Origin of the sequence: Arthrobacter sp. NicSoilB4, assembly GCF_019977335.1 — a bacterium.
Taxonomy (GTDB): domain Bacteria; phylum Actinomycetota; class Actinomycetes; order Actinomycetales; family Micrococcaceae; genus Arthrobacter.
On record NZ_AP024653.1, the window covers coordinates 1,686,996 to 1,709,803 of the forward strand.

Annotated in this window: 14 protein-coding genes; 5 read left to right on the forward strand and 9 right to left on the reverse strand. The window is 63.2% G+C overall.

Annotated elements, in window-relative coordinates:
* Nucleotides 1-203: 203 nt before the first annotated feature.
* Nucleotides 204-5,387, reverse strand: a complete 5,184-nt coding sequence (locus LDO13_RS07555; protein WP_224049376.1) for a peroxidase family protein — start codon at nt 5,385-5,387, stop codon at nt 204-206.
* A 446-nt stretch (nt 5,388-5,833) separates the two neighbouring features.
* Here LDO13_RS07555 and LDO13_RS07560 point away from each other — a divergent pair, with 446 nt between their 5' ends.
* Nucleotides 5,834-7,030, forward strand: a complete 1,197-nt coding sequence (locus tag LDO13_RS07560; protein WP_224049377.1) for a BTAD domain-containing putative transcriptional regulator — start codon at nt 5,834-5,836, stop codon at nt 7,028-7,030.
* A 611-nt stretch (nt 7,031-7,641) separates the two neighbouring features.
* Here the strand turns inward: LDO13_RS07560 and LDO13_RS07565 are convergent.
* From LDO13_RS07565 to LDO13_RS07575, 3 genes are all read right to left on the reverse strand, one after another.
* A complete protein-coding gene (locus tag LDO13_RS07565; RefSeq protein ID WP_224049378.1) occupies nt 7,642-8,025 on the reverse strand; it encodes a hypothetical protein in 384 nt (127 codons plus the stop codon).
* A 631-nt stretch (nt 8,026-8,656) separates the two neighbouring features.
* Nucleotides 8,657-9,079: a nuclear transport factor 2 family protein gene (locus LDO13_RS07570; protein WP_224049379.1), complete on the reverse strand. Its 423-nt coding sequence runs from the start codon at nt 9,077-9,079 to the stop codon at nt 8,657-8,659.
* A gap of 22 nt (nt 9,080-9,101) precedes the next feature.
* Nucleotides 9,102-9,398, reverse strand: coding sequence for a hypothetical protein (locus tag LDO13_RS07575; protein ID WP_224049380.1), 297 nt, complete (start codon nt 9,396-9,398; stop codon nt 9,102-9,104).
* A 974-nt stretch (nt 9,399-10,372) separates the two neighbouring features.
* Between LDO13_RS07575 and LDO13_RS07580 the strand changes: the two genes are divergently transcribed.
* The gene (locus LDO13_RS07580; RefSeq protein ID WP_224049381.1) at nt 10,373-11,428 is read left to right on the forward strand and encodes a medium chain dehydrogenase/reductase family protein; all 1,056 of its coding nucleotides are present in this window, start codon (nt 10,373-10,375) and stop codon (nt 11,426-11,428) included.
* Between the two features lie 565 nt (nt 11,429-11,993).
* Here the strand turns inward: LDO13_RS07580 and LDO13_RS07585 are convergent.
* Complete coding sequence (locus LDO13_RS07585; protein WP_224049382.1) at nt 11,994-12,443, reverse strand: hypothetical protein; 450 nt, start codon at nt 12,441-12,443, stop codon at nt 11,994-11,996.
* Between the two features lie 1,625 nt (nt 12,444-14,068).
* On the opposite strand from LDO13_RS07585, the gene LDO13_RS07590 reads away from it, so the two are divergent.
* Nucleotides 14,069-14,383 carry a hypothetical protein gene (locus LDO13_RS07590; RefSeq protein WP_224049383.1) on the forward strand — a complete coding sequence of 105 codons (315 nt, stop codon included), beginning with the start codon at nt 14,069-14,071 and terminating at the stop codon, nt 14,381-14,383.
* Nucleotides 14,384-15,123: 740 nt separating this feature from the next.
* On the opposite strand, the gene LDO13_RS07595 is transcribed toward LDO13_RS07590, so the two are convergent.
* Both LDO13_RS07595 and LDO13_RS07600 read right to left on the reverse strand, forming a co-directional pair.
* Nucleotides 15,124-15,282 (reverse strand): hypothetical protein, encoded by a 159-nt coding sequence (locus LDO13_RS07595; RefSeq protein ID WP_224049384.1) that lies wholly within the window; start codon nt 15,280-15,282, stop codon nt 15,124-15,126.
* The gene (locus LDO13_RS07600) at nt 15,282-15,671 is read right to left on the reverse strand and encodes a hypothetical protein (protein WP_224049385.1); all 390 of its coding nucleotides are present in this window, start codon (nt 15,669-15,671) and stop codon (nt 15,282-15,284) included. Before LDO13_RS07600 ends, LDO13_RS07595 begins: the two co-directional genes overlap by 1 nt.
* An 873-nt stretch (nt 15,672-16,544) precedes the next feature.
* Here LDO13_RS07600 and LDO13_RS07605 point away from each other — a divergent pair.
* A complete protein-coding gene (locus LDO13_RS07605) occupies nt 16,545-17,204 on the forward strand; it encodes an SDR family oxidoreductase (RefSeq protein ID WP_224049386.1) in 660 nt (219 codons plus the stop codon).
* Between the two features lie 230 nt (nt 17,205-17,434).
* On the opposite strand, the gene LDO13_RS07610 is transcribed toward LDO13_RS07605, so the two are convergent.
* Nucleotides 17,435-20,017, reverse strand: a complete 2,583-nt coding sequence (locus tag LDO13_RS07610; RefSeq protein WP_224049387.1) for an ATP-dependent Clp protease ATP-binding subunit — start codon at nt 20,015-20,017, stop codon at nt 17,435-17,437.
* A 430-nt stretch (nt 20,018-20,447) separates the two neighbouring features.
* A complete protein-coding gene (locus LDO13_RS07615; RefSeq protein WP_224049388.1) occupies nt 20,448-21,590 on the reverse strand; it encodes a low temperature requirement protein A in 1,143 nt (380 codons plus the stop codon).
* Nucleotides 21,591-22,534: 944 nt separating this feature from the next.
* Between LDO13_RS07615 and LDO13_RS07620 the strand changes: the two genes are divergently transcribed.
* Nucleotides 22,535-22,753, forward strand: coding sequence for a hypothetical protein (locus LDO13_RS07620; protein WP_224049389.1), 219 nt, complete (start codon nt 22,535-22,537; stop codon nt 22,751-22,753).
* The last annotated feature ends 55 nt before the right edge of the window (nt 22,754-22,808 follow it).

A 22,808-nucleotide genomic window follows, 5' to 3' on the forward strand; every position in this document is an offset into this window, starting at 1 on the left:
AGGCCAGCTGAGACAGCATCCCAGCCGGCCTGGCCCTCGCTTGTGGCCCTTCGGGTGCCCCCCGCCAGGGTGGGCCCCTGCACACCGGCGCTGGCCGCAGCGGGATGCCCTGCACTGGCAACTGCCCACACACACCGAAGGGGGTGGCCGCGGGCCACCCCCTTCAGTTGCCAGCTTCGACGGCTAGCTGAACTGCCCGACTCCTATCTCGGCGTCACGCTGCCGGACCGTGCGGACTCTGGGCTGCTGCCCACCGCGTTGATGGCTACCACCACGAAACGGTAGCTGTTGTTGGTGAGGGTCATCTCCAGGTTCCTGGCCGTCGCCGGAAGGACTGCGGAGTCCGTCCGTGAAACCACGGTGGCGTTGGCTGCGGCGGAACTCATCCGCAGGGCCGTTACCTTGTAGCCCGTGATCGCGGATCCGCCTGCTGCCGCTGGCGGCGTCCAGTCGATAGTGGCCGTTATTGGTCCGCGGTTGGCCCCCTGCCGTGCCCGTCCGATCACCGGCGCGCCCGGCGTATTCGGGGTATTGATCGAATTCGACGATGCAGACCTCGCGCCGGCTCCTGCGGCGTTGACCGCCCGGACGACGAAGGTGTACTGGGTGCCGTTTGCCAGACCGGTAACCACCTGGCTGGTGGCCGCGTTGGCAAAGGAGACGGTGGTGACCACAGTGGTTCCCGTGCGGACCTCGATCTGGGACCCGGTGATCGGGGACCCTCCGTCATTGGCGGGCGCCGTCCAGGCCACGGTTGCGGAGGCGGCGCCCGCAGTTGCCGTGACCGCGGTCGGTGCACCCGGAGCCGCAGCGGACGGTGTGACCGCGTTGGATGCCCCGGACAGCGCCCCTGCGCCGAACTGGTTCACCGCGCGCACCTGGAAGGTGTACGAGGTGCCGTTGGTTAGTCCGGGGACCGTGGCGCTGGTGGCCGACGCTGCAACGCCGGTGACCGTCTGGACTGCCGCGCCGCCGGTGTTCACGACGACCTCGAAGCCCGTTATCGGCGATGACGCGTTGGCGGCCGGGGCCGTAAACGTCACCGTCGCCGACGTGTTGCCTGCGGTTGCCGAGCCGATGGCCGGTGCATTGGGCACCTGCAGGGTGAGCACCTGGTCGGTGAACTGCAGCCGCTCGATGTTCCGCAGGGTGTCGATCCCGTCACTGGCCTGCTGGCCAACCACATTGGCGCCGGTCTGGGTGACCGTCACCTTGGCCAGATCGGTTGCCGTTGCAGCCGTAGACACGATGGAGTAGTTCGACAGGGGTCCGGAGAACACTGCGGTGTCCGTGCCGCCGGTGCCCGCCAGGATCTCGCGGACTGCCACGATGTTGCCCGGGTTCACGGTTCCTGCGAACACCGCTTCCTGGAGGGTGGGTCCGGTGAGGTTGCCGGCGCCGTCCCGCTGGTACTTCGTGGTCATTCCGGCCGCGCTGCCAATTTCGGTGGCCGCGTTGTTCGCGTCCGTGCGGACGCTGAGCCGGACGCTGAAGTACCTGTCGCCGTCGATGATGTCATCGGCCCCACGTCCTTCGATCAGGTCGCTTCCGCCGCCGCCGAGGAGGATGTTGCCATCTCCCCAGACGTTGCTGCCGGGGACCAGCAGCGGGCAGTCCTGGGATGCCGAAACCCCGATGACGGTGTTCGCCGGGGTGCTGAGCGCCGGGACCAGGGCGTCAAGACCGGCAACCCGGTCCAGGCCCGCCTGGTCCAGCACGTCGCAGCCGATGAATCCGGCCCCGCCGACGGCGCTGGGAACAACGTCGTCGCCCCGAAGGGTGTCGTCGAGGTTCGCACCGGAGAGCGCCTCAACTTCGTTGAACTTGTCGCGGACTCCCACCTGCAGGATGTCCAGCGGCGGGATGGGGAGACTCAGGTCGGCGTCCTGTGCCTGCGGGTCCTGAAGGCCGATTTCCCAGTCGTATCCCGAGGCTCCGGCGACCTTCTCGATGCCGGGTCCTGCGAGGCCAACGTCGTCGCCGCCCTCCATGTCGTAGTCGTCGTCGCCGCCCTGGCCGATGAGGATGTCGTGGCCCGGTTTCTGGGAATCATCCAGGAAGAACAGGTTGCCGCTGTCCCCTTGGAGGAGATCCGGCTGATCGCCGCCCTCCTGCCAGTCATCGCCGCTGTCACCGAACACTGCGTCTTCTCCCTGCCCGGCGATGATGAAGTCATCACCGGCGCCGGCGAAGGTTTCGTTGATGTTGGCTCCGCCGTTGGAGAAGTCCTTGCCGTCGCCGCCCATCACGATGTCCAGGCCAGGTCCGGCATCGATAGCATCGTTGCCAGGACCGCCCTTCGGGACATCGTCACCGGCAAGATCGGTGATGATATCGTCACCTTCACCGCCCAGGGCGATGTCAGCGCCGTCGCCACCTTCGATGACGTCGTTTCCGAGGCCACCCCAGAACGTGTCGCTGTCGTTGCCGCCGTAAACACGGTCGATGCCGGCGGTGCCGTTGTAGACGCTTTGGCCGTTGATCCCGGAGGGGTCTACGGCGTTTCGCGCACGGTACTTGATGGTGCCGTCCGGCTGGCGGAGCAACAGATCCGGCTCGCTGCATTCCGAGGCCGGGTCGTCCAGGACCGTGTTGCCGTGAAGGGCAAAGCCGTCCGTGTTTCCGGCGAGATTCTTCAGCTCGAACTTGCAGTCCGCTGTGGCGAAGGCATCCGCCTTGAGCGACTTGACGTTCGTGTTCCGCATCATCAGCTCGGCGAATGAGTTGCCCTCCAGCTGTGCCCGGAGGTTCATGCCCGGTGTCCGCGCCAGGTAGTAGAGGCGGTCACCGTTCTGAAGGTCGGTGAGCTGGTTCTCGAAGACGAAGTTGAACGTGCTGCCCAGCAGTCCGCCGAAGACGTTCGTTATCTCCGCAAGGCCACCGACCCAAAGGTCAACGTCGTCGACGCCGGTCGTCGAGTTGGCGCCGGTGTTGGCCCAGCCGTCCGTGCTGTTCATGAACGCAGCAGCGTCAGCCGGGGCAACGTCCCCGTTCAGGACATCCGGGTTGACCAAGAGCCGTGCAGCTTCCCGCCTGGAGGCCAGGGTTGCCGGAACGTCGTCAGGAGTCCCCAATTCAGAATCCGGACCAGCCCCTGTGATTGATGGGTGCCGGCCGTAGGCTGCCACAAAGTTGATCAATGACGTCGGGTGCTTCAGATTCTCGCCGAAGTCCACCCAGTTGATGTAGGGCTTCAGTGCGCCGTCGTTGGTCGCGTTGAAGATCTCCCTGCGGAGCGGGTTGAGACGGGGGATGCCCTCGGACCGTGCCCTGGTCATGTTGACCGTCGGCAGGTCCAGGGGCAGGCCCAGCAAGTTGTTCCGCAGGGTGTCCGTCACGAATTCGTCCAGCTCGTTGCCGACCTGGTCCGACATGCCGGCGATGATGCTGCCGGCGGCTTCTTCCGAGGTCAGTGCGCCCTCGGGGCCGCCATTGGTGTACTCCGGCGGGTTGAGGAAGCCCTTGAGCAACGAGATGTCGTTCTGGCTCCCGCGGACGTCATCGGACGTGCCGAACACGGTGTCGGCGCCGGGCTTGTCCTCGTTCCGGCGGGAGATCGTCTCTGTGAGCATGGAGTGACCGAAGCGGTACACCGCGTGTGCGAACTCGGCTTTGACCGCCGGGTTCAGCTCGGTCTGTGTAAATGCGAACGGCTGGAAGGGGTTGATTGCCGGCTGGACCTTGCGGGCGAACTCCTCGAACACAAGGTGCTGGTATTCCATCTCGGTGATGAACCGTGCCGCCTGGAAGAGTCGTTCTCCGTTCCAGCCGGCTGCGCCCGATGCGGACTGCCATTCGGCCAAAGCGGCGACTCCGCGGGTGGACGTGTCGTTCGTGAGGGTTGTCTTGATGTCGCCGACCAGACGGTCGTGCTCCGAGTGGAACACCTGGTGGATTGCCGTGAGGCCGATGTTCTCGTTGACGCGCCCGTCACCGGCGGCGAAGTGGGCGTCGAGCATCTCGTTGTCGTAGGTCCCTGCCGGCTGGCTGGCGAAGTCGGCCGAGGCCGAGTCATCGTCGTCCGGATGCAGGCACGCGGGGTCCTGAGGCTCGACCCGGGGTGCGATGCGGCAGGCCTTGGTCGGGTCCGCATTGTGGGCGATGTCGGTCAGGAACGGCGTGTCGAAGTACTTCACTGTGGCGGGCACTGGCACTGGGGCGGCAAGGTTGCCTTCCACCAGTCCGGTCGCCGTGACGTACTGCGGCAGGCCGCGGAGCGGTCCGGGGATGAACTTGCCGTAGGCGTCGGCCGCGATCAGGGGGATGTTTACGGCGTCGGCGTCCTCGAGTTGGAGGCCGAGGAGGGTTTTAGCCTGTTCCTTGACCGTTGCCCACGTGGCCATACCGCCGGTGGTGGGACCGGGGTTCCCGTTGCTGTCTAGCGGGCCGCCGAGCAGCTTGCCGGTGGAGACTGGCTTGAGGTCGGCGTTATTGACGTACTCCCGCAGGAACACCTGGTGGGAGGAGTGGGATGTGTACGTCTGGCTCTGGTCGACAAACGGTGAGTCCGTGTTGGTCGCGTCCTGGACGTCGTCGGCGCTTTCGTCGGCAGGCGTCGCTGGATCGTCTCCGGCGATACCGTCCGGGCCGGGCTGGTTCTTGCCTCGGGTCAGCACCATGAACCGCAAGTCCTCGTCCAGGTCGTCGGTGTTGCCGAAGATGTGGTCCGGGCCCGCGACCAGCGGATCATCGGCCTTGAGGGGAACAAATACCGTTCCGCCGGCCTTGACCGTCTGGTCCACACCGTGGTCGAAGAACTGACCAAACAGCGTGAAAAGTGAGTTGTAGGGCGGGGAGAGACCGACGTCGGTGGTGACGTTCGGGATGAACAGGGTTTCCCCGGCGGGGACGCAGTCCGCGACCGGGGGGGTTGGCTGGGGAACCGGGCAGGGGACTACGCCGTCGTTGCCCTGGGTCCGCACCGGGTTGCCGGCGGCTTCCACAGCCGAAGGATTGGTCGCGGTCTGGTCGACAATCAGGTTGCTGACCGTGCGCGGCTCTGAGTCGAAGACCAAACCCTTTTTTTGAGCGTACGAGGTTATACTTGGGGGGCCGAAGCGTTCGGGCACAGCCTCGGCAGTCTTAAACACGGGCGTCGTCAGACGAGGGAAGATCTGATCAGCAGCGCCGAACCCTTCCTGGCCGGGCACGAGGTTGTTGCAGGAGCCGTCCACCGTGCGCAACCCCTGGGAGACCAGGGGGCTCGGCAGCTGGTTGGGGCCCGTGCCGATAAGCGCACCGCAGGGGCCCGTCTCGGACGTCGTGTTGGCGACATGCGCCTCAGCGATCTTGATCTGCTGCAGGATGAACGCCAAATCGGCGGGGCTCACGGTGAAGCCCTGGCCAACTGGAGCGTTGACGGCGTGGGCCGCAACGGGCAGGCCCATGCCCGCGGGCATGGCGATGGCAGCGATGGCAGCGACCAGACGAACCCGCGTCGGTCGGGCGGCTGCTACGCGCGCGGCGGCGTGCCGGCCGCGTCGCGCGTGGAAACTGTTGATTTCAGTGCTCGGGCGCGCGTACGCCTGACCGCCGGCCGAGCCCAAGGTTAACCAATTGAAGGGTCTCATGAGATGCCTGCCGTTAGGAGGGATGGATGAGGTCATGGTGAACCGCGCACCTTGTAACAACCTTGGTGAAGCTCTGGGCACACGAGGAAGCGGGCGTCCTTGAAGGCCGTGACAAGTGGTACACAAGTGCACTTGAAGGACAAAAGACCGTAGTGACTACTCGTGCCCCCTGCTCGCCGAATAGCGACGATTGACCAAAGTTTCACGACTGAATCGCAGGTCTCGCTGTGTCCTTATTAGATTTGGCAGAATCAAACAAACGAGTGTCGCCCGTCGAAACGCGGCGGGGTCCTTGCCGACTGGATGCAAGAATCCTCGGCCCACTCCGGATCCGGCGCGGAGATGCGGTCCTCGGATACGGGGAGCTGGGCGGCCCGAAGCCGCGGCAAATTCTCCAACTCCTACTGTTGAACTTGGGCGCACCCGTTTCCAAGGACCGCCTCATCGACGTCCTCTGGGCCGGTCAGGCACCGCCTGAGGCGCTCCCCACCCTTGAAAGCTATGTCAGTGTGCTGCGGCGCCATTTACAGCCCGGACTGGGCAAGGACGGGCCGCTTCGGACCGTGACCGGCGGTTACATGCTGGACAGATCGCTCGTGGACCTGGACCTGGACCGCTTCGAGACCCTAATACGACGGGCCGAGTCCGCAGTGCCGCAACACGCGATTGTGCTTCTCAGGGAGGCTCTTGGCCTGGCCTCTGGTCCGCTGATGGGAGATGAACTAATGCCATGCTGGGCAGAAGACGAGCGTACGCGCCATGCGGCCCGCGTTTTCCATGCCCGGATTCTGGCGGCGGAGGCTGCCCTGGCAGTCGGCCAGACCGGGCTGGCCGCTAGCTGGGCCAGGGAAGCCGTAGCGAATGATCCTCTCAGCGAGCGGGCCTGGACGGCCCTGGTTCTTGGACTTGAGAAGAGCGGCCAGCCCACGGAGGCATTGCGGGCCTTTGATCAGTGCCGGCGGATCATGGACCGGGAGATGGGCTGCGCCCCCGGTTCCGTCTTGCGGTCCATCCATGCCAGGTTGCTGGAGGCCACGGCCGACACTTTCTTGCCCCCCGCAGGAGCCACCCCGTGCCCACCCAGAATTCGCGTGGTGACCATCAACCGCCACCGGATGTTCACGGAGCTGCTTGCCGGCGCGTTGGACCGGGAACCGGACTTGCACAGCGTCGGAGCCGCGGACTCAGCACAAGCGGGTGTTGATCTGGTCCGCGAACTGGCGCCGGACGTCGTCATCATTGACTACCGCCTGCCCGATGATGACGGCATAGCGGCAGCGCTGCGCATTCTTGCTACTGCACCCCAGATCCGCATCGTGATGCTGGCGGGAGCGCCGACGGCGGCAGCCCAGCGGCGGGCAGCCGCCGCGGGTAACTGCGCGGTCCTGCCCGAGGACGTTTCACTGGCCACCTTGCTGAAAGCCCTCAGGCAGCAAACCGCTGATGCCCACATACGCTGATCGCCGCCACGGCGGGCTGCAGCCCGATGACCATCGGTGAGCGGAGCATTCCGAGGCCCGGGCCGCCGTCGTGAAGATCCAGCTGATGGGCGTCCTCGCTCTGGTACTTGTGGCACTCCCTCCAGGATTTTGGATCCACGCCGAATTCCTGACCGGCTAGCCCACCGAGAATTCGGACCCTGACCGCAAGGTTAGGCCTTGGCTGAAAAGCGAAAGTGTACTGCGCATCGAGGTACGGAACCCGGACGGCAGGTGGCCTATTCGGACGAGACCTCGCTGACTGGCCAGGCATTTCACCATGCACTCTCATGCAGCCAACGTGTTGATCAGCCTGACAAGGGACTCCGTGATGCCAGGAGTTCCGTCTCCGACGACGGCATCGGCTTTGACGAAGCCTTTGGATCCTGGAAGGACGCGGAGGCCAGCCGATACTTTGGGACACATTCAAAGCAACGGGGGGGCAGGTGGAGATCCGGACCGCTCCGAGGGCTGGCACAGGCGTGAGGCAGGCCTCGAAATCCCTCGGGCTGAGCTGCAATGGGAGCCGCACCACTGGGCTGGAAGGCGGCCAGAGTCGCGGAGGACGAGTGGCAGCTGGCAGACCTACGGGCTCACACGGGGGATTCCATGAAGTCTTTGAACGCGCTGAGGGCCATAAAGACCTCCGCCCTGCTAATCACGGGTGAGTGCTTTGACTTGCACTCGAAGCGTACTGAGACTCTGGTGTTGCCTGCATCCAGCGGCGAAAAAACGACAACGCCAGTTCGGAAGGGTCCGTTGAGACAGAGCCAGGCTGTAGGGTGGGGGACCACCTCGCCGATGCCCGCATCGAATTCAGGCCACATTTCATCGAGGGAGGAGCGCTGACCGACGTCCGGAGGCGATGGCTCCGGAACCGACATGAAATCCGGGAAGTACTTGAAGCCCGTCCAGCCCTCGCAGGCCCTGGTGACGGGGACGGCCACGGTAACAGCCTCGTCGAAGGATTCCAGCATGCGTCCTCCGTCCCTGAGCCCAGTCGTACCTTCGCGCCCGCTCAGGTTTCATGGTTTGGCTGACCAGCGGCGGTGAAGTTTTGACGCAGCCAGCGCCATTTAGCTGATTCTCTCAAACTCGAGCGTTGTTTGTTACCTTTTCCTAAGCTGCCGCTGGCGGCGGTGGGTCCGCTCGGTTCGGGTGATGATGGACCGGCGCAGAGCATCCAGTGTTTCCCACAATGTCCGACTCAGTACATTTCTTCTGCGGCACAGAAATCAAGACTCCATTGCGACGTTGTTGTCGCATGCGCCGATCTGCCCCCCTGGTGCCTTCCCCCAAGCGGAAAATACGTCAGCCCAAGAGGGATAATCGCGGACAGGACTCTTTCGTCGCCTATTTCCTGCGCAGATTGCACGTCCCTGGCCTCCGGGGGAACAGAGCCATTGTCGGGCACAGCGACCCAGGCTCGCCAGCAGGGAAAACAACGGGGTGCCCTATGGTTTTCGTCCGAATGTTTGGGAGGGCATGTCGCGCCCTGGTACGGGGCATGCCTGGAACAGTGGGGCTGGGCACCGAGCGCACGGCCGTTGGTTCGGCCGGTCACGTGCGTCAGAAACCCCGGGGGACGGATTGCGTGGTTCCCGGGCGTCATGTTCGCAAGACGGCGTCCGGGGCCTGCGGTGTGGTGATCGGGTCTGCCTGGCGGTGCACGAGTGCCCAGGTGTCGCCTTCGAGGCGATAAATGCTGGTTACCCGCAGATCAAATGGCGATATTTTGTCGCCTCCTCCGACCTTGGCCTGCCAGTGTTCGATGTCCAGGAAGCAGGCGAGATCGGTAGTGACGTGCTTGGTGAGGGCCTCAAAAGCCGTGACGCGTCCATCCTTAAATCGTGCAGCGGCTGAGTCGAGAGCCTCTGATACGCGCTCCCAGCCCACCACCGGAGGGCCCCAAGGATTAGCAAGGGAGACATCTCTGCTGTGGGAGAAAATGGCCTTGGCGGGTTCCGGGTCGCCATTAGCAAAGTGATTCACCGCATGATGAAACTGGTCGATGACCTGATCAAGCTGCATTAGGCCCGCATTTTGACTGGGATCAGGCGTCGGCGCCGGGAGTGAAGTAGCTGTGGACGTCGTAGTAGGTCACCTTTGGAGCATCCGGAAAACCTACCTCGGACGTGATCGGGCCGATCTGTTCCTTGGCGAAGGCGTCGTATAACTCGCGGGACTTCCAGACATCCGTGACGAGCAGTCCGTTCTCTGTAGCGACTGCCCAATGGGATATGGCGCCAGACGGACCGGGACCTCCAGGGGTCAGACCCATCTTTTTGACGGTCTCGTCGTACTGCGCCAAGGTGGCGCCGGTGAATTCCATAATGATTGCGACTGCCATGGCCTTCTCCTCACAACAAGCAGACCATCATGGACGGCCCGCGAATGAACCGATATGGCCCGGTCTACGCCCGGCAGGATGTTTCGTCAACACATCCCGGAGACTCCGGTACAACAAGACCACAGAGAGCAACGGCGCCAGTGTCACCCCGGAACAGCAGCCCGGTTCGCGCGGTTGCGTTGGCGCCGAAAGGTGTCTCCGGAACGTTGAACGAGGGTGGATTTTCGATCCGTCATTGGAGCCGTCGGGAAACGAGAGACCATTGGGGCGGTGACGAGCCACGTGTCCCGGGTTAGCGTGGTGCTATCGGAGAGGAGGCATGGCCGGCATCCATGCCCGGCGCAGCGAGAGTCGCAATCCGGCTCCTCGACCCTGGGGACAGACGGGTCGGTCCCGTTGTACCGTGCCATCACGGTCATCCGCTCGCCTTGCCCGGGAAGTCCGGCAGAACAGCGGGCCACCGTATGTAGATTCCGGGCTCAGCCGCAATTTGGAAAAAGGAATAGCCAATGTCGATGGAGCCGTCGTCCATTCCGGGGCGCCCCGATGGTGCCGACTCTGCAGAGAAAGTCCTTGGATCGGAGCACGGCTCGTGAGTATTGCCCGCTGCTGATTTGGGCGGTGGTTAAGGCTGCGATGTCCGCGCGTGTAATTCCCCAGCCGATTTTGTCGTCGCCGAAGAACCCGGTACGGATGATTGCCGTGGCGTCGCCGTTTTTGGGGCGATGAAGCGGACGATTGTCCAGCACAGGTCGGAGTCGGTAATGACCCGGCTCATGCCACCTGCCTAGTCGCCATTCGACTGCATCCTCGTAGGCTTGGGCTACGGCTCGTGCGAGCACGGCAGGAGCGGGGTCGATACTGACTTCAACTTCAGAATGTTTGCTTCGGCGTTCCGCCGGTTTGGCATGTTCTTGTCCTCACCCGGTCGAAAGGCCCTACCTCAGCGACGAGGTGTGCGAAATGTTGGAGCCATGAAACGCGTCGTTGTCGAACGATTCGGTGGTCCGGAGGTCTTGAAGGTGGTAGAGGCCGAGAATCCTCGGCCCGGCCCCCGCGAGGTCGCTGTCAGGGTGTTGGCAGCCGGTGTGTCGTTCACGGATTCGCAGCTGCGGGCTGGCACATATTTTCATGTCCCGAAGCCGCCTTTTACGCCCGGTTACGAGCTCGTGGGCGTTGTAGAGGAGCTCGGCGCCGGATGTTCCAGGCTGCGTGTAGGGGATCGGGTTGCAGCATTGACAGTCTGGGGTGCGTACGCGGAACGCGTTTGTGTGCCCGAGGCGGAAGCAGTCGAGGTGCCCGAGGACCTCGACCCGGCGGAGGTTGTCTGCCTTGTCCTGCCCTACATGACTGCCTACCAGCTGCTCCACCGAGTGGCGCACGCTCAAAGAGGGGAGACCGTGCTGGTGCACGGAGCCGCCGGCAGGGTGGGCGTCGCGGTCCTTGAACTTGGTGCGGCGGCTGGATTTCGACTTTACGGCACTGCCTCAGCCAAGGATCGCGTGTCCGTCGAGCAGCTTGGCGCGGTGGCGATCGACTACCAGACCGAAGATTTTCTGGCGCGGGTGCGCTCACTTCCCGGTAAAGGAGTGGATGTTGTGCTCGACGGGATCGGCGGCCCGCTGTCTGTTCGCTCGTTCCGGGCACTGCGTCCAGGGGGGAGACTTGTGGTGTTCGGCCACTACGGCACGCTGTCGCACGGGCGCAAGAGCCGGCGAGGGTGGCTCGAGTGGTACGTTGCCACCGCGGTGGTCGCGGCTCTGGGCCTGCTCTGGCCCCGGCGTCGTGTCTTCGCCTACCGTGTCCAGAAAGTGCATGAGCCTGCCCGACCGATGGCCGTGGGAGGAGGTCCTCGCGTCGCGGAATGGTACAGGGAAGACTTTCGCGCACTGCTCGACCTGCTTCGTCATGGGCAAATCCACCCGGTTGTGGCCGAGCGACTGCCGCTGTCCGAGGCTCGTCGTGCCCACGAACTCCTCGAGCACTCGGCGGAGAAGGGCAAGCTGGTGCTGGTCCCGGACAGCGCGTAGGCCGATGGGCCACGACGTCGGCGCCGGTCGCGAGGGGGCGCCTCATTCGCACTGCCTGCCCATCGCGGAGCACGGCCTCATCGGCGACCTGCACGCCATCGCCCTGATCGCTACGGACGGGACTGTCGATTGGTACCGTTATCCGATTTGACTCGCCTAGCGCCTTCCGCGCGATCCTCGATGCGGAGAAGCAACCTAGAATTCACGATTCTGCGGTAAATCCGGGCGAAGGACTTCGCGTACCTGTTCATGCCGGGATGCGGGGGGAACGGCATGACCTGGCAACCGATCCGGAGCTGATCATTGGTCGCTGAGTCTGGCCAGTCGGTAGGCGGGGCAGGCTTCGAGGGCGATTTGCAGGAGTACGTGGGTCCTGCTGCCATGGCGTTCCCGCCAGTTAGCCCGCTGCCGCAGCCATCATTTTTCCCGTCACCGCCGCATCCGGCTGCCGGGTATCGGGCATCGCTGTCCTTGCTGTTTCGGCGGTGGGAGCGTGCCACGTTTCCCTCAATCAGATCCCGACGACAGCGAGAGTACGGCTAAGGGGCCGCCTCTTTCCACTTCTTCAAATTCCAATTAGATGATGTACTCTGAACCATCGCATCGGTGAAATGTCGAAAGCGTCAAGAGATGACCAACCATCTCCTGGTCGGGGAATATACTGAGCGGTGATCGTTCCGCGAAATCCGAAGATGTCGCCAAATAGATGATTTATTCCCCAATCGCGTGGGTTGGTTATCTCCGGGCCGGGGCTCCAGTTGTTTCCCACGCTGATCCAAAAATTCGTTCCCCAGTTAAAAGCACTACTCCTATAGGTGTTGCGGACGACCTGATGGTTTTGTGGACTGAAGATTTGAAACTCGGCGGTGAATGCGGCATTTGGGAGTGCCAATATGTCAGCTGACGCGCGCACGTGGATTTCCAAACTCAACGCATCGAAGACGCTGTTGAACAGCGTCGCGTTCTCTCCCCTTTGGTTCACCGTCTTGACTTGGGTGATCGTGATCTGCGGCATCCCTTACGTCCCCTCAACTGAGTTTGAACGCGGGCTGGACGCAGTCGGTGGCACCTCTGAATCATCACCTGATTCGACGTCTGGCGGGTGGCTTCCCGCGTTTGTTGGGATATCGTCATCATTCCGGAGCGGAGGCAGGCCCTGAGCCCAGTTAAGGCCGAGGCTTTCGTCAGGTGGTTCTGGACGCCGATCGGTCATGGTCGGCTACCGGCTGGTTTCGGGGTATGCATTTACTCAACCGCCATTTCTTATTTGCTGCAGAATACTTGACGTCAGCGGTGCTGCCCGCCCACGTTACGACTCGTAGCCCAAGGATGCCGACAAATCATGACGCCGTCAATGAACTTTCCGCGGTCGGTCTTGCCTGAGACGAGATGCCTGGGCAAGAGCTTTGTCTTGTCGCCTCGTCTCGCGAGCTGCCGTCACCCCAGGAATGGCGGCAGGCCTCGAGCGGGTCGCGGGAGTCTGGCTGCGTTCGCATCTGCACCGGTTCACCAGTAGCGATCCCTTCGCGCGGTTGCGGCCGATCAATGGCTAGACGGCAGAGGCTTGCGCCAGTGGGTTCCCGCATATTTCTGCAATGAACGGACGGACTTGCCCGAAGCGGACTGCGCGATTGAGCAACTTTTCACAGTGACATCCGGACTGGTGTTTTACGAGGACGACTTCGTTGACAGGTGGCTTTGCGGACCTAGCTCCGGTGCCTGGTGCATATTCGGTGCCGAACTATTCTGGCCATTCGCGAAGGTCGGCTGTGTACTCTTGGCACCATCGGCAACGGGGGAGTGAAACGGCATGATTTTTGGGAATGGACTCTGGCTGCTTTGGGCATCCTCCCCATGATCTGCTAGAACGTGTTCCTGATGTGCTGCGGTCCGCCGTCGATTGAAAGCCGGGACTTGGCAAGGATCCGGGATGTCTGGCCAATCCGGACTTCGCGGAGCATTTCGAAGGTGCCCCAGATTATCGATCCGAAAACAAAAATAGCGCGGACCCATAAGGCGTGTGCAGCAGCCGGATCGAGGCGAACCCCAGCAAGCGGCCCGGGCAATCGGTGGGCACAGGAAACCCGAACTCGACTGCGTTGAATGCAAGAAGCATGCAGTTAGTGCAAGCTACAAGTAAATCCGTGGGCTCCAGCCTCAGGCCGGTGACTCCGCCAACCGGCAAACTCTTCCGGAATGCCCGACCACTCATTAAGGCTTGCGGAACCTATTTGGAGAGGGCCACACTGCAAAGGTCATATCCCACGACGACAGGTGGTGCCCAATGGCCCTCGTAAGCATAAATGCGAAACCACTCAGAGCGATCAACCCTCACCCGTTATTGCCACCCATAGAGACCTCCACCACCGTGGCAATGCCCGACGACACCAATTGGGCCTACGTGGAAGTCAACCTTGCCCAGATTGATGGATCGGGCACTGCGCAGGCGTGGATCTGGAAGACATGCCGAAACCAAGGCTCGGATCAAATCCTTTGCGGGCTGAGTGAGGACCCATTCCAGGACGGGGCCAGCGGTAGATGGGTCTCAGGCCTCCGATCCGCGACCTTCTGCCTACGGGTCGATGGGAAAATGCGCGCCTACGCGAACTGCAAACTCACAACCTGGAAGGCCCCGTAGAAATGGATGAAACCCCACAGGCACCGGAAGAACTGGACGTCATCTGGACCCGGCTCTTCTACGACCCCGAATCCGGCCAGGTCGTCCACATGAACACGCTGGTGTCGCCCCACGGAGCGGGCCTCGACCAGAAGCGGATCGACCAGGAGGCTAAATCTCTCGAAGACGCAGTCGCGCAACGCTACGAAAAGACCCTCAAATCTGTCGACATTAGCGACGAAAAAATCCTGACGCGGACTCTTGAATCTAACACGGCGTTCAAAGTCGATCCTGAGACGGGCCAGCTGGTGTTCGAAGAGGTCGAAGCAACAGAGTAAAGCACAACCCGTCCCCACAAAGCATGGGGACCTGCTAGGTTCGAGGCGGTTGACCAGTTTGGTGTCGTGCCTACCGACGAATTCGACTTGCAGGTTTTGAGAGTTCCTCTTCCATAGCGCGCAATGACCACCGGTGAAGCCCGCAGGCGTGCATCGGGTCCAATAATCACGATTCGGCTTGTCATAACATCCGCTATCGGTGCGCTGGCCCGTGACTGACTGACTCCGGTAGAAGTACACATTGTCGCAATGGGCCGAACCGGCGCGGCTGAAGCTGGCTGAAATCACCGCCCTTCCGAATTATCATCAAGGAGTTTGTTGAGCGCGCTGGCCCAGCACAGGCCGGGGCGGCAGCGAGCGCCCCGCGCAGCTCGTGGAGGATGCAGCTTTACGCAGCCAACAGCTGCCGGGCCGGCCGAAATGGCTGTCTCCATTATCTTCAAGGGCATATTAGACACACCGGCGGCAGCGATCGTGCTTGCCGGGGCCTCAGCGTTCGGGGCGCCAGAGCAACCCGCCGCTGGCAGGATAGTCAGTGCGGCAAGCGATACGGTCCCGACAATCTTCTTCATGCGTCCCCCACGGTGGTTGGCTGGAGAGCCGTATGCACCTTATCGAATTGGTCGGGGCATGCTGTGGATCGAGGCGCTGATCGCGTCGCTACGTTGATCTGACCAATGCAGCGGCATATCCGGATCCCGGACCTTCCGCCACTTGACCGGCCGCACGCAGGCTGGCGGTTAGGATCGGTGCATCAAGGCAACCTTGCGGGCCTGGGATTGCTTGCGCACCTTGGTGTCTCGGGCCACGACGAAGGCGGTGGTGAGAAATGCCAGTCCAGTCAGTCCGGCCGAAGCCCACTGCCCGAAGGTTCCCCAAGTGTCCGGGTTGAAGTCCATCAGGACAGCTTGCCAGACCAGGCGCCCCGCCTGATACCAAGTACCAGCACGATGATTGTCAATGCGACGCCGATGACGGTAAGGGGAATACCGAGCCAGGGTACTGACGCCAGTTCCTGGGGCACACCACTTAGGAAAATTCCTAGGCCAATAACCGGCAGACCGTAAGCATCGATTCGCGCAGCCTTTTCTTCGTTGATGTCGATTCGGTTATGAAGTGATAGCTGGGCCTCGTCGATGGCTCTCCTCAGGTCAGCAATCTTTTGGCTGTGGACGTCTAACCGGCCGCTCAGCTCCCCCTTAGCTTCCTTGAGGGCCGCTTTGAGCCCTTCGACGCGGCCAAGAAGAATGTTGATGCGATGTTCCAGGGGAGAATCAGGCCCCCACATCGACTCGGCTTCCAGGCTGCTGGTGGCACCTAGGTGCGAATGGACTGCCGGAACGTTTACGGTGGCACTTTGGGGCCCATGGCCAAATAGCTTCCGAACCCACAGCCAGAAACCTAGGGCCAGCCGCTTTGCTCCGTCAGGGGACGCCAGGACCGCCCCGGCTAACGCGACACTGACACCCGCCCACTTGACTCGGGCACGTGCTTTCCCTGTTCAGGGGCTTGTGAGCCACTGAGTGTGTACAAACTGTTCACTTGCGGCCCCTTCGGGGGCCTTTTTTGTTGGTTGGCGTTGCCTCCTCTCGTGTTTAGGTAAAGGTGTCGCTGGATACACGTTCATGGCGGGGACGGCCGCTAATGCATGACGTGACGCCGGCTGGGGGAGTGGTTGGCCCTTACTGGCTTGCACTCATTGATGGCTCGACTTTTCATGGCCATTTATCCGGGTAAGCGCATGACCGTGCGCGACTTGTTGGCGGGTTCTGTGCCCGGCGTGACTGCGGAACCTGGCCGATCCGATCGGTGTGGCAATGGCTAAGCGTCGGCCCTGGCCGCATCCACTATCCGCGCGCTGCAGAAGGCCCTCGACATGCCCGGAGGCCTGCCAACGGTGCCGCCGCCAACGTGCAGGTCTGGTTCGACAGCAAGCTCCTTTACTCCAGCCACCGGGTCGGGACCGGGTTCACGACCTTGACCGGCGTGCAACTGGGCGCGGAGCACCCTAGGCAGGTGGGCGACAGCAATATCGACGACGTCTTATCAAGGCCACATAACCCGGTTCCGCTATGACTTTGGCCACCAGGCCGCCGGCAACGCCGCCGAATCTGATGGCGCAAAGGGTGCCGGGATGCCGGGACGTGGGACAGAATGGTCTATGACCCGAATCGCAATCATCGGCGGCCACGGAAAAGTGGCTAGGGAACTCTCCAAAGTCCTTACTTCGGACGGGCAGCAGGTCACCGCCATCTTCCGCAACCCCGAACACGCGTCCGACGTCGCGGCAACCGGCGCCACCCCAGTCGTCCTGGACGTGGAGAATGCGACGTCGGCGGAAATCGCGGAGGCACTCTCGGGTCACGATGCCGTCGTATGGTCGGCCGGTGCCGGCGGCGGAAACCCCGGGAGGACCTACGCCGTGGACCGTGACGCCGCGATCCGCTCGATGGACGCTGCTGCCCAGTCCGGCGTCGGCCGCTACGTCATGGTGTCCTATCTTGGAGCCGGACCGGACCATGGGGTGCCCCGGGATAACCCCTTCTTCCACTACGCGGAGGCCAAGGCCGCCGCTGACTCCTACCTGCGCGGCACCAGCCTGGACTGGACCATCCTCGGCCCCGGCGCGCTCACGGACAAGCCGGGCAGCGGTCTGATAGACGTCCATGTCAGCGAGTCCTGGCAGGCTGCCGAAACCGCCCGCGCCAACGTCGCCCTCGTCGCTGCGGCCGTCCTGGAGCTGCCCGCCGCAATCGGCCGGACTATCGGGTTCCGCGACGGCAGCCAGCCCATCGCTGCAGCCCTGGAGGCGGTGGCCTAGCCCGTTCGGGGAAGTGGGCACAAGGAGCAGCTGGCACTCATTATGGACTGCTGCCCGCCACGGCGGTCGCTGAAAAGCATCACCGACATCTACCACCACCTCATGGAGTCCGCGGAGAACGGCGCCGTCTTGGCGATACCGCACAGCGATACGGCACGGCGCAAACAGCTTCGGCCGGGCACACAGGGTGGGCCTGTGTACCCGGCCGTGTTACCGGATCCGGGGGTGCCTTACGCCGCCAGCGGCATCGCCTCATGGCGGGCCTCGACGACTAGCGACTGCCCGTCGACCGAAACGGCCACCTGGCCGCCGGACTGAAGGTCCGACGCCACGAACAGATCCGCGATCCGGTCGTCCAGCTCGCGCTGGATCACGCGGCGCATCGGACGGGCTCCGTATTCGGGCTCGTAGCCGCGTTCGGCGATCCAGTCGACAGCCGTTTCACTGACCTCGAGAGTGATGCCCTGGGACTGCAGGCGGGCTTCCGTCTGGTTCAGCATCAGCCGAACGATCCGGCGCAGCTGCGCCTGGTCCAGCTTGCGAAACAGGACGATCTCGTCGATCCGGTTGAGGAACTCCGGCCGCATCGTCTCCCGCAGCCGGCCCAGCACCCGGTCCCGCAGCGCCTTCTCTGAGCCGAAGCCGTTGCCCTCGTCAGCCTTGGATACAAAGCCCATCGCGCCGCCCTTGCTGGCCAGGAACTCCGAGCCGAGGTTGGACGTCATGATGATCACGGTGTTGCGGAAGTCCACCATGCGGCCCTGTCCGTCGGTCAGCCGCCCGTCGTCGAGCACCTGGAGCAGCAGGTTGAACACATCCGGGTGGGCCTTCTCCACTTCGTCGAGCAACACCACGGAGTACGGGTTACGACGGACGCGTTCGGTCAACTGCCCGGCTTCGCCGTAGCCGACATAGCCCGGAGGGGCTCCGACCAGCCGGCTTACGGTGTGCCGTTCGCCGAACTCGCTCATGTCGAAGCGCACCATTGCATTCTCATCCCCGAACAACGACCCGGCCAGCGCCTTGGCGAGTTCGGTCTTGCCCACACCCGTAGGACCGAGGAACAGGAAGCTGCCGACAGGCCTGTCCGCGTCCCCCATGCCGGTGCGGCTACGCCGGACCGCCTTCGCGATCAGCGTCACGGCGTCGTCCTGCCCGACGATCCGCTGATGCAGTTCCTCCTCGAGCCCGGCCAGGCGCTCCCGGTCGTCTTCTGTGAGCCGGCTGGCTGGGATTCCGGTGGACCGGGAGATGATCCCTGCGATCTCCGCTTCGCTGACGACGGCCCCGGCGCCTTCAGATGCCTCAGGTGCACTGGAAATCGCGGCGGAGAGCTTCCCGGTCACTGCTTCGATCTCGTCCCGCAGCCGCGAGGCCTCTTCATAGCGTTCCGTGGCAGCGGCGTCGTTCTTGGACTTTTCCAGGGTTGCGAGCTGCTCGCGAAGAATTGCCACGTCGGTCTGTGAGCCGAGTTTGATGTTCAGCCGCGCACCGGCCTGGTCGATGAGGTCGATGGCCTTGTCGGGCAGGAAACGGTCCGTCATGTAGCGTGCGGAGAGGTCGACGGCGGCGCGGATCGCCTCGTCGGTGTAGCGGACGCCGTGGTGTTCCTCGTACCGTCCGCGCAGGCCGTCGAGGATCTGTACGGCGTCCTCGATGCTCGGCTCGCCGACCTGTACGGGCTGGAAGCGGCGTTCCAGTGCCGCGTCCTTCTCCACCTTTCGGTATTCGTTCAGGGTGGTGGCGCCGACGAGATGAAGTTCACCACGGGCCAGACGCGGCTTCAGGATGTTACCTGCGTCCATACCGCCTTCCCCCGCGCCGCCGGCTCCGACGACCGTGTGAAGTTCGTCGATGAACAGGATGATTTCCCCGGCATGTGAACCGACCTCGTCCATGGCCTTGGTCAGGCGCTCCTCGAAGTCACCGCGGTAGCGCGTTCCGGCCAACATGGCCGGAAGATCCAGGGCAATGACGCGCTTGCCGCGGAGCTGTTCGGGCACGGCGCCTGCGACGATCGCCTGGGCCAGCCCTTCGATGATCGCGGTCTTGCCCACGCCGGCTTCCCCGACTAGGACGGGATTGTTCTTGGTGCGCCGGGCCAGGATCTCGATGGTCTGCTCGATCTCGGCGCTCCGGCCAATCACCGGGTCCAGGCTGCCCTCGCGGGCATGTGCCGTTAGGTCGCTGCCGTAGGTGTCCAGGGTCGGGGTTACAGACCCGGCGGCAGTTGCCTGCGACAGTCCGGGCTCCGCGCCGTCCGGCGCGGCCCCACGCCGAGCGGACTGCTCGCGCGGACCGGACTGCAGGGACTCCGGCGTCACCCCGGCCGCGGCGAGCACCTGCCCGGCCGGGGCCTCCTGGTTGACGACGAGCGCGAAGAACACGTGCTCGGGATCGATGTAGGTTGAGCCGAATGCCCGGGCAACCTGGTAGGCGTCGAGAAGGGCTCGCTGGGCCGACGGCGTCAGGGCCGACGTCGTTTCCGCCCTGGCGGTTGCCTGCTCCGGGAGACGCTCCTCGGCGGCCGTGGCGATGGCAGCAGGTTCCGCGCCTGCGTGGCGGATGTAGTCGGCGGCCGGTTCCCTCTCGACCATGACACGCAGGATGTGCAGCGCGTCCACATGGATGTGACCGTGCTGCGCGGCGAACTGTGCGGCACGCGCGAGCACGTCATGGGTCCGCCGGCTCAGCAGCCGGGTGATGTTCATCGGGTGCCCGGGGCCGGGCGGGCGCTGGCCCTGCAGGTAGCGGGCAAGGAATTCTTCGAACGAGCCGTGGCCGGACTCTGCCGGTCCAAAAAATGCAGCCATGAAACCTCCGTAAGAGAGTTGAGTGTACTTGACTCAACGTTACGAAAACGGATTTATTCCCGGTGCAGCAATGGACACGGTGCGGACCCGGGGGATCGGGACGCCGGTGCTTGGACGCTGGCTCATCTTGCTGATCCAGAATCACCGCCACAGCCGCTCCTATGTACGCAGTCCACCGAGCTGTGCTGGCGGTCAAGGGGCGGCAGTGGTCGGAACCCACGTTACGAAGGACCCGTCGTCGTGCCTGTATCAGCGATCAACTGCCGCCTGATCGATCCCGGTGACAACACCCGCTCAGCCTGCAACAGGACCCGGGCTGCGAAAGAGCTGGCGGTGCACCGCGGGACGGCGGGGGGGGGGGGGCTGGCAGAAGCCTCCTTGGGCTGTCAAAGCCGGCCCAGGATACGTTTCCCTGGCATCCAATAGACCGTCAGCGGGCTCCCTGTTGCGTTCGGCGGCGGCGGTTCACGGTGTCGGCGACTGCCACGCCTATGAGGGGAAGAACGGCCCCCATAGCGGCAACGAATGCCGGGAGGACAAAGCTCAAATTTGCCAGCACCACCAAGGCTGCGATGCCCGCGAGATCAGATGTTTGGCGTTGGCCCAGTACCTGTCGAATAAAAAAGCCCCGGCCGGCAAGGAAGAGAGCCGGCCCACCAAAAAGAAGTAGAATGGTGGCCAGATCGGGGCGGGCGGTCGGATCGCTGATCACGAACTGGTCACCAACCGCCACCAGGATCAGGCCTGCCAGCAACACGACCAAGGTGTTGCCCGCCAAAATGCCGGGCCGGAAGTGATCATCGACGGAAGCAAGCTTTTCCAGAATGTCCTGTTCGAGTCCATGGAAGTAGCACCACCAGATCGCGACGCTTCCGGCCAAACCCACGGTCCCGGTCAGAAATATCAAGGGGTTCTCCAGGTTGCCCGCAATCGCCAAGCCGGTTGAAAGGATCGTCTCGCCGAGCGCGATCAGGTAGAACAGCCCGAACCGCTCAAAGATTCTCTCTCCCGGGAGCGGGACCCGGCTTCCTTCGGTTTTCCGGCCCGGCAATCGGTGCGCCATCATATGGCCGCCCAGATCGATCGCGGCAGCGATACCCCAAAACACCAGACGCGGCTCCGGACCGAAGAAGACGCCGGCAATCCAAAACGGCGCGCTCATACACCCCCAGATCAGCGTGCGCACGAAATGGTCGTGGGTGGTCCGGTCAAGTCCGACAGTGAGCATCCACGCACCTCGGCCCAGCTGGACCAGGAGATAGCTCGCAGCAAAGAGCCAGCCGAAGGCGCCAAACGCTGAGCCGATCGAGGCGTTCATGAACAGTGTGACAAGCATGACGATCAGCAGCATCCACTGCACCTCAAACCGTGAAGTGTCCAGCAATGTAGCCGACCAGGTCGTGTACACCCACACCTTATAGACCGCTAGAAGCAGCACAAACGTCTCACCGGCCCCCACCCATGAGGGATACTCCAACAAATGATGGGACAGCTGCGATAGTGCGAAGACAAAGACCAGATCGAAGAATAGCTCAAGGCGCGTAACCCGGTCGCCGGAGGGTGCGGAACGCATCAACGACCTTGCACGGAACATCAGTAGCCTCCACGGGGCCAGGAACGGACGGACGTCCCCTCCTGTTGTCGAAAAGACTGATGACGGGCAGCTGAGAAGTCAAGGGGAAACTCGCCGGAGAGGTGGAACCGTCCACCGCCCGTCGGTGTCATGGAACCGCCGGTACACGCTGCCGCGGCCTCTTGACGGTTCAATGGCCCCGGATCAACGTTGGCCTTAGCGATGCGATTCGCCCGTCCTGGCGCTGCGGTTCTCCAACTATCTAACTAAGAATGGCGCTGCCCTTGGGATGGCGGCGCCGTATGGCCGTGGCTTTGATCGGGTATGCGAGGTTCCACCGCGGAACTGCACCGTGACCGGCAGCTCACTGCTCTTCGAGCCTCCGGCGCAGGCCTGGACCTTTGCCGACAACGGTGTCAGCGAATCCACGGTGGAACGCCCTCACCTGTCCAAGGCCCTGAAGAGGCTGGAGATTGGCGACGGTCTCCTACCGAAGGACTCGACACAACCGGTTCCATGGGCACAGCCATGCCGACGATCATGGCAGCCTTCGCGCAACTGGAGCGAGACGATGATCGATCGAAGCCGGGCTGGTCCCGGACTCCGGAGACTTTCTCTGAAATCGAATCCATGGGCATAGGACGCGCTGACCCCCGGCTCGGTTGACGGGACGCCTGCACGAAGTGATCTGCCCGGGATCAAAGAATGCACACTTTGGCACAATGCCCCCCTTCCTTGAAAGACCATCAACCGTAGGCTTTTCAGAAGCCGCCACTCAGCTTCCGACCGGGCAAATCCCGGCGGCAGGGTTGGATCGTTCGTGCCGCGAGGGCCCCACCCGCGATCCAAAACGACCCTTCCAAGCCGCACGCGCAGCTCAGGTCCAAGGGACACCTGCGGCGAGAGCGACCTAAATATGAGTGCTACCACGACAGGAACGACCCATGATCACCGCCACAACCGGGCATACCTATCCCGTCACGGCAGATGAGCCCCAGCTGATCGCCGAACGCCTCGAGGCCGCTGAAAGATCTGCTCAGGAGCGGGCTCTCAGGGAGGGTAATCACGGGATTCTCGTGACGCGGCATGGGCCGACTTCGTTCACAGTAACCCTGAGTGCCGACGTTCCCTACGGGATCACCCAGGAACGCGATCTCGCCTGAGACCGAATAAGGCCAAGGACGTTGTCCGGCCAGTCCGCTCCTCGATACGCCCCCC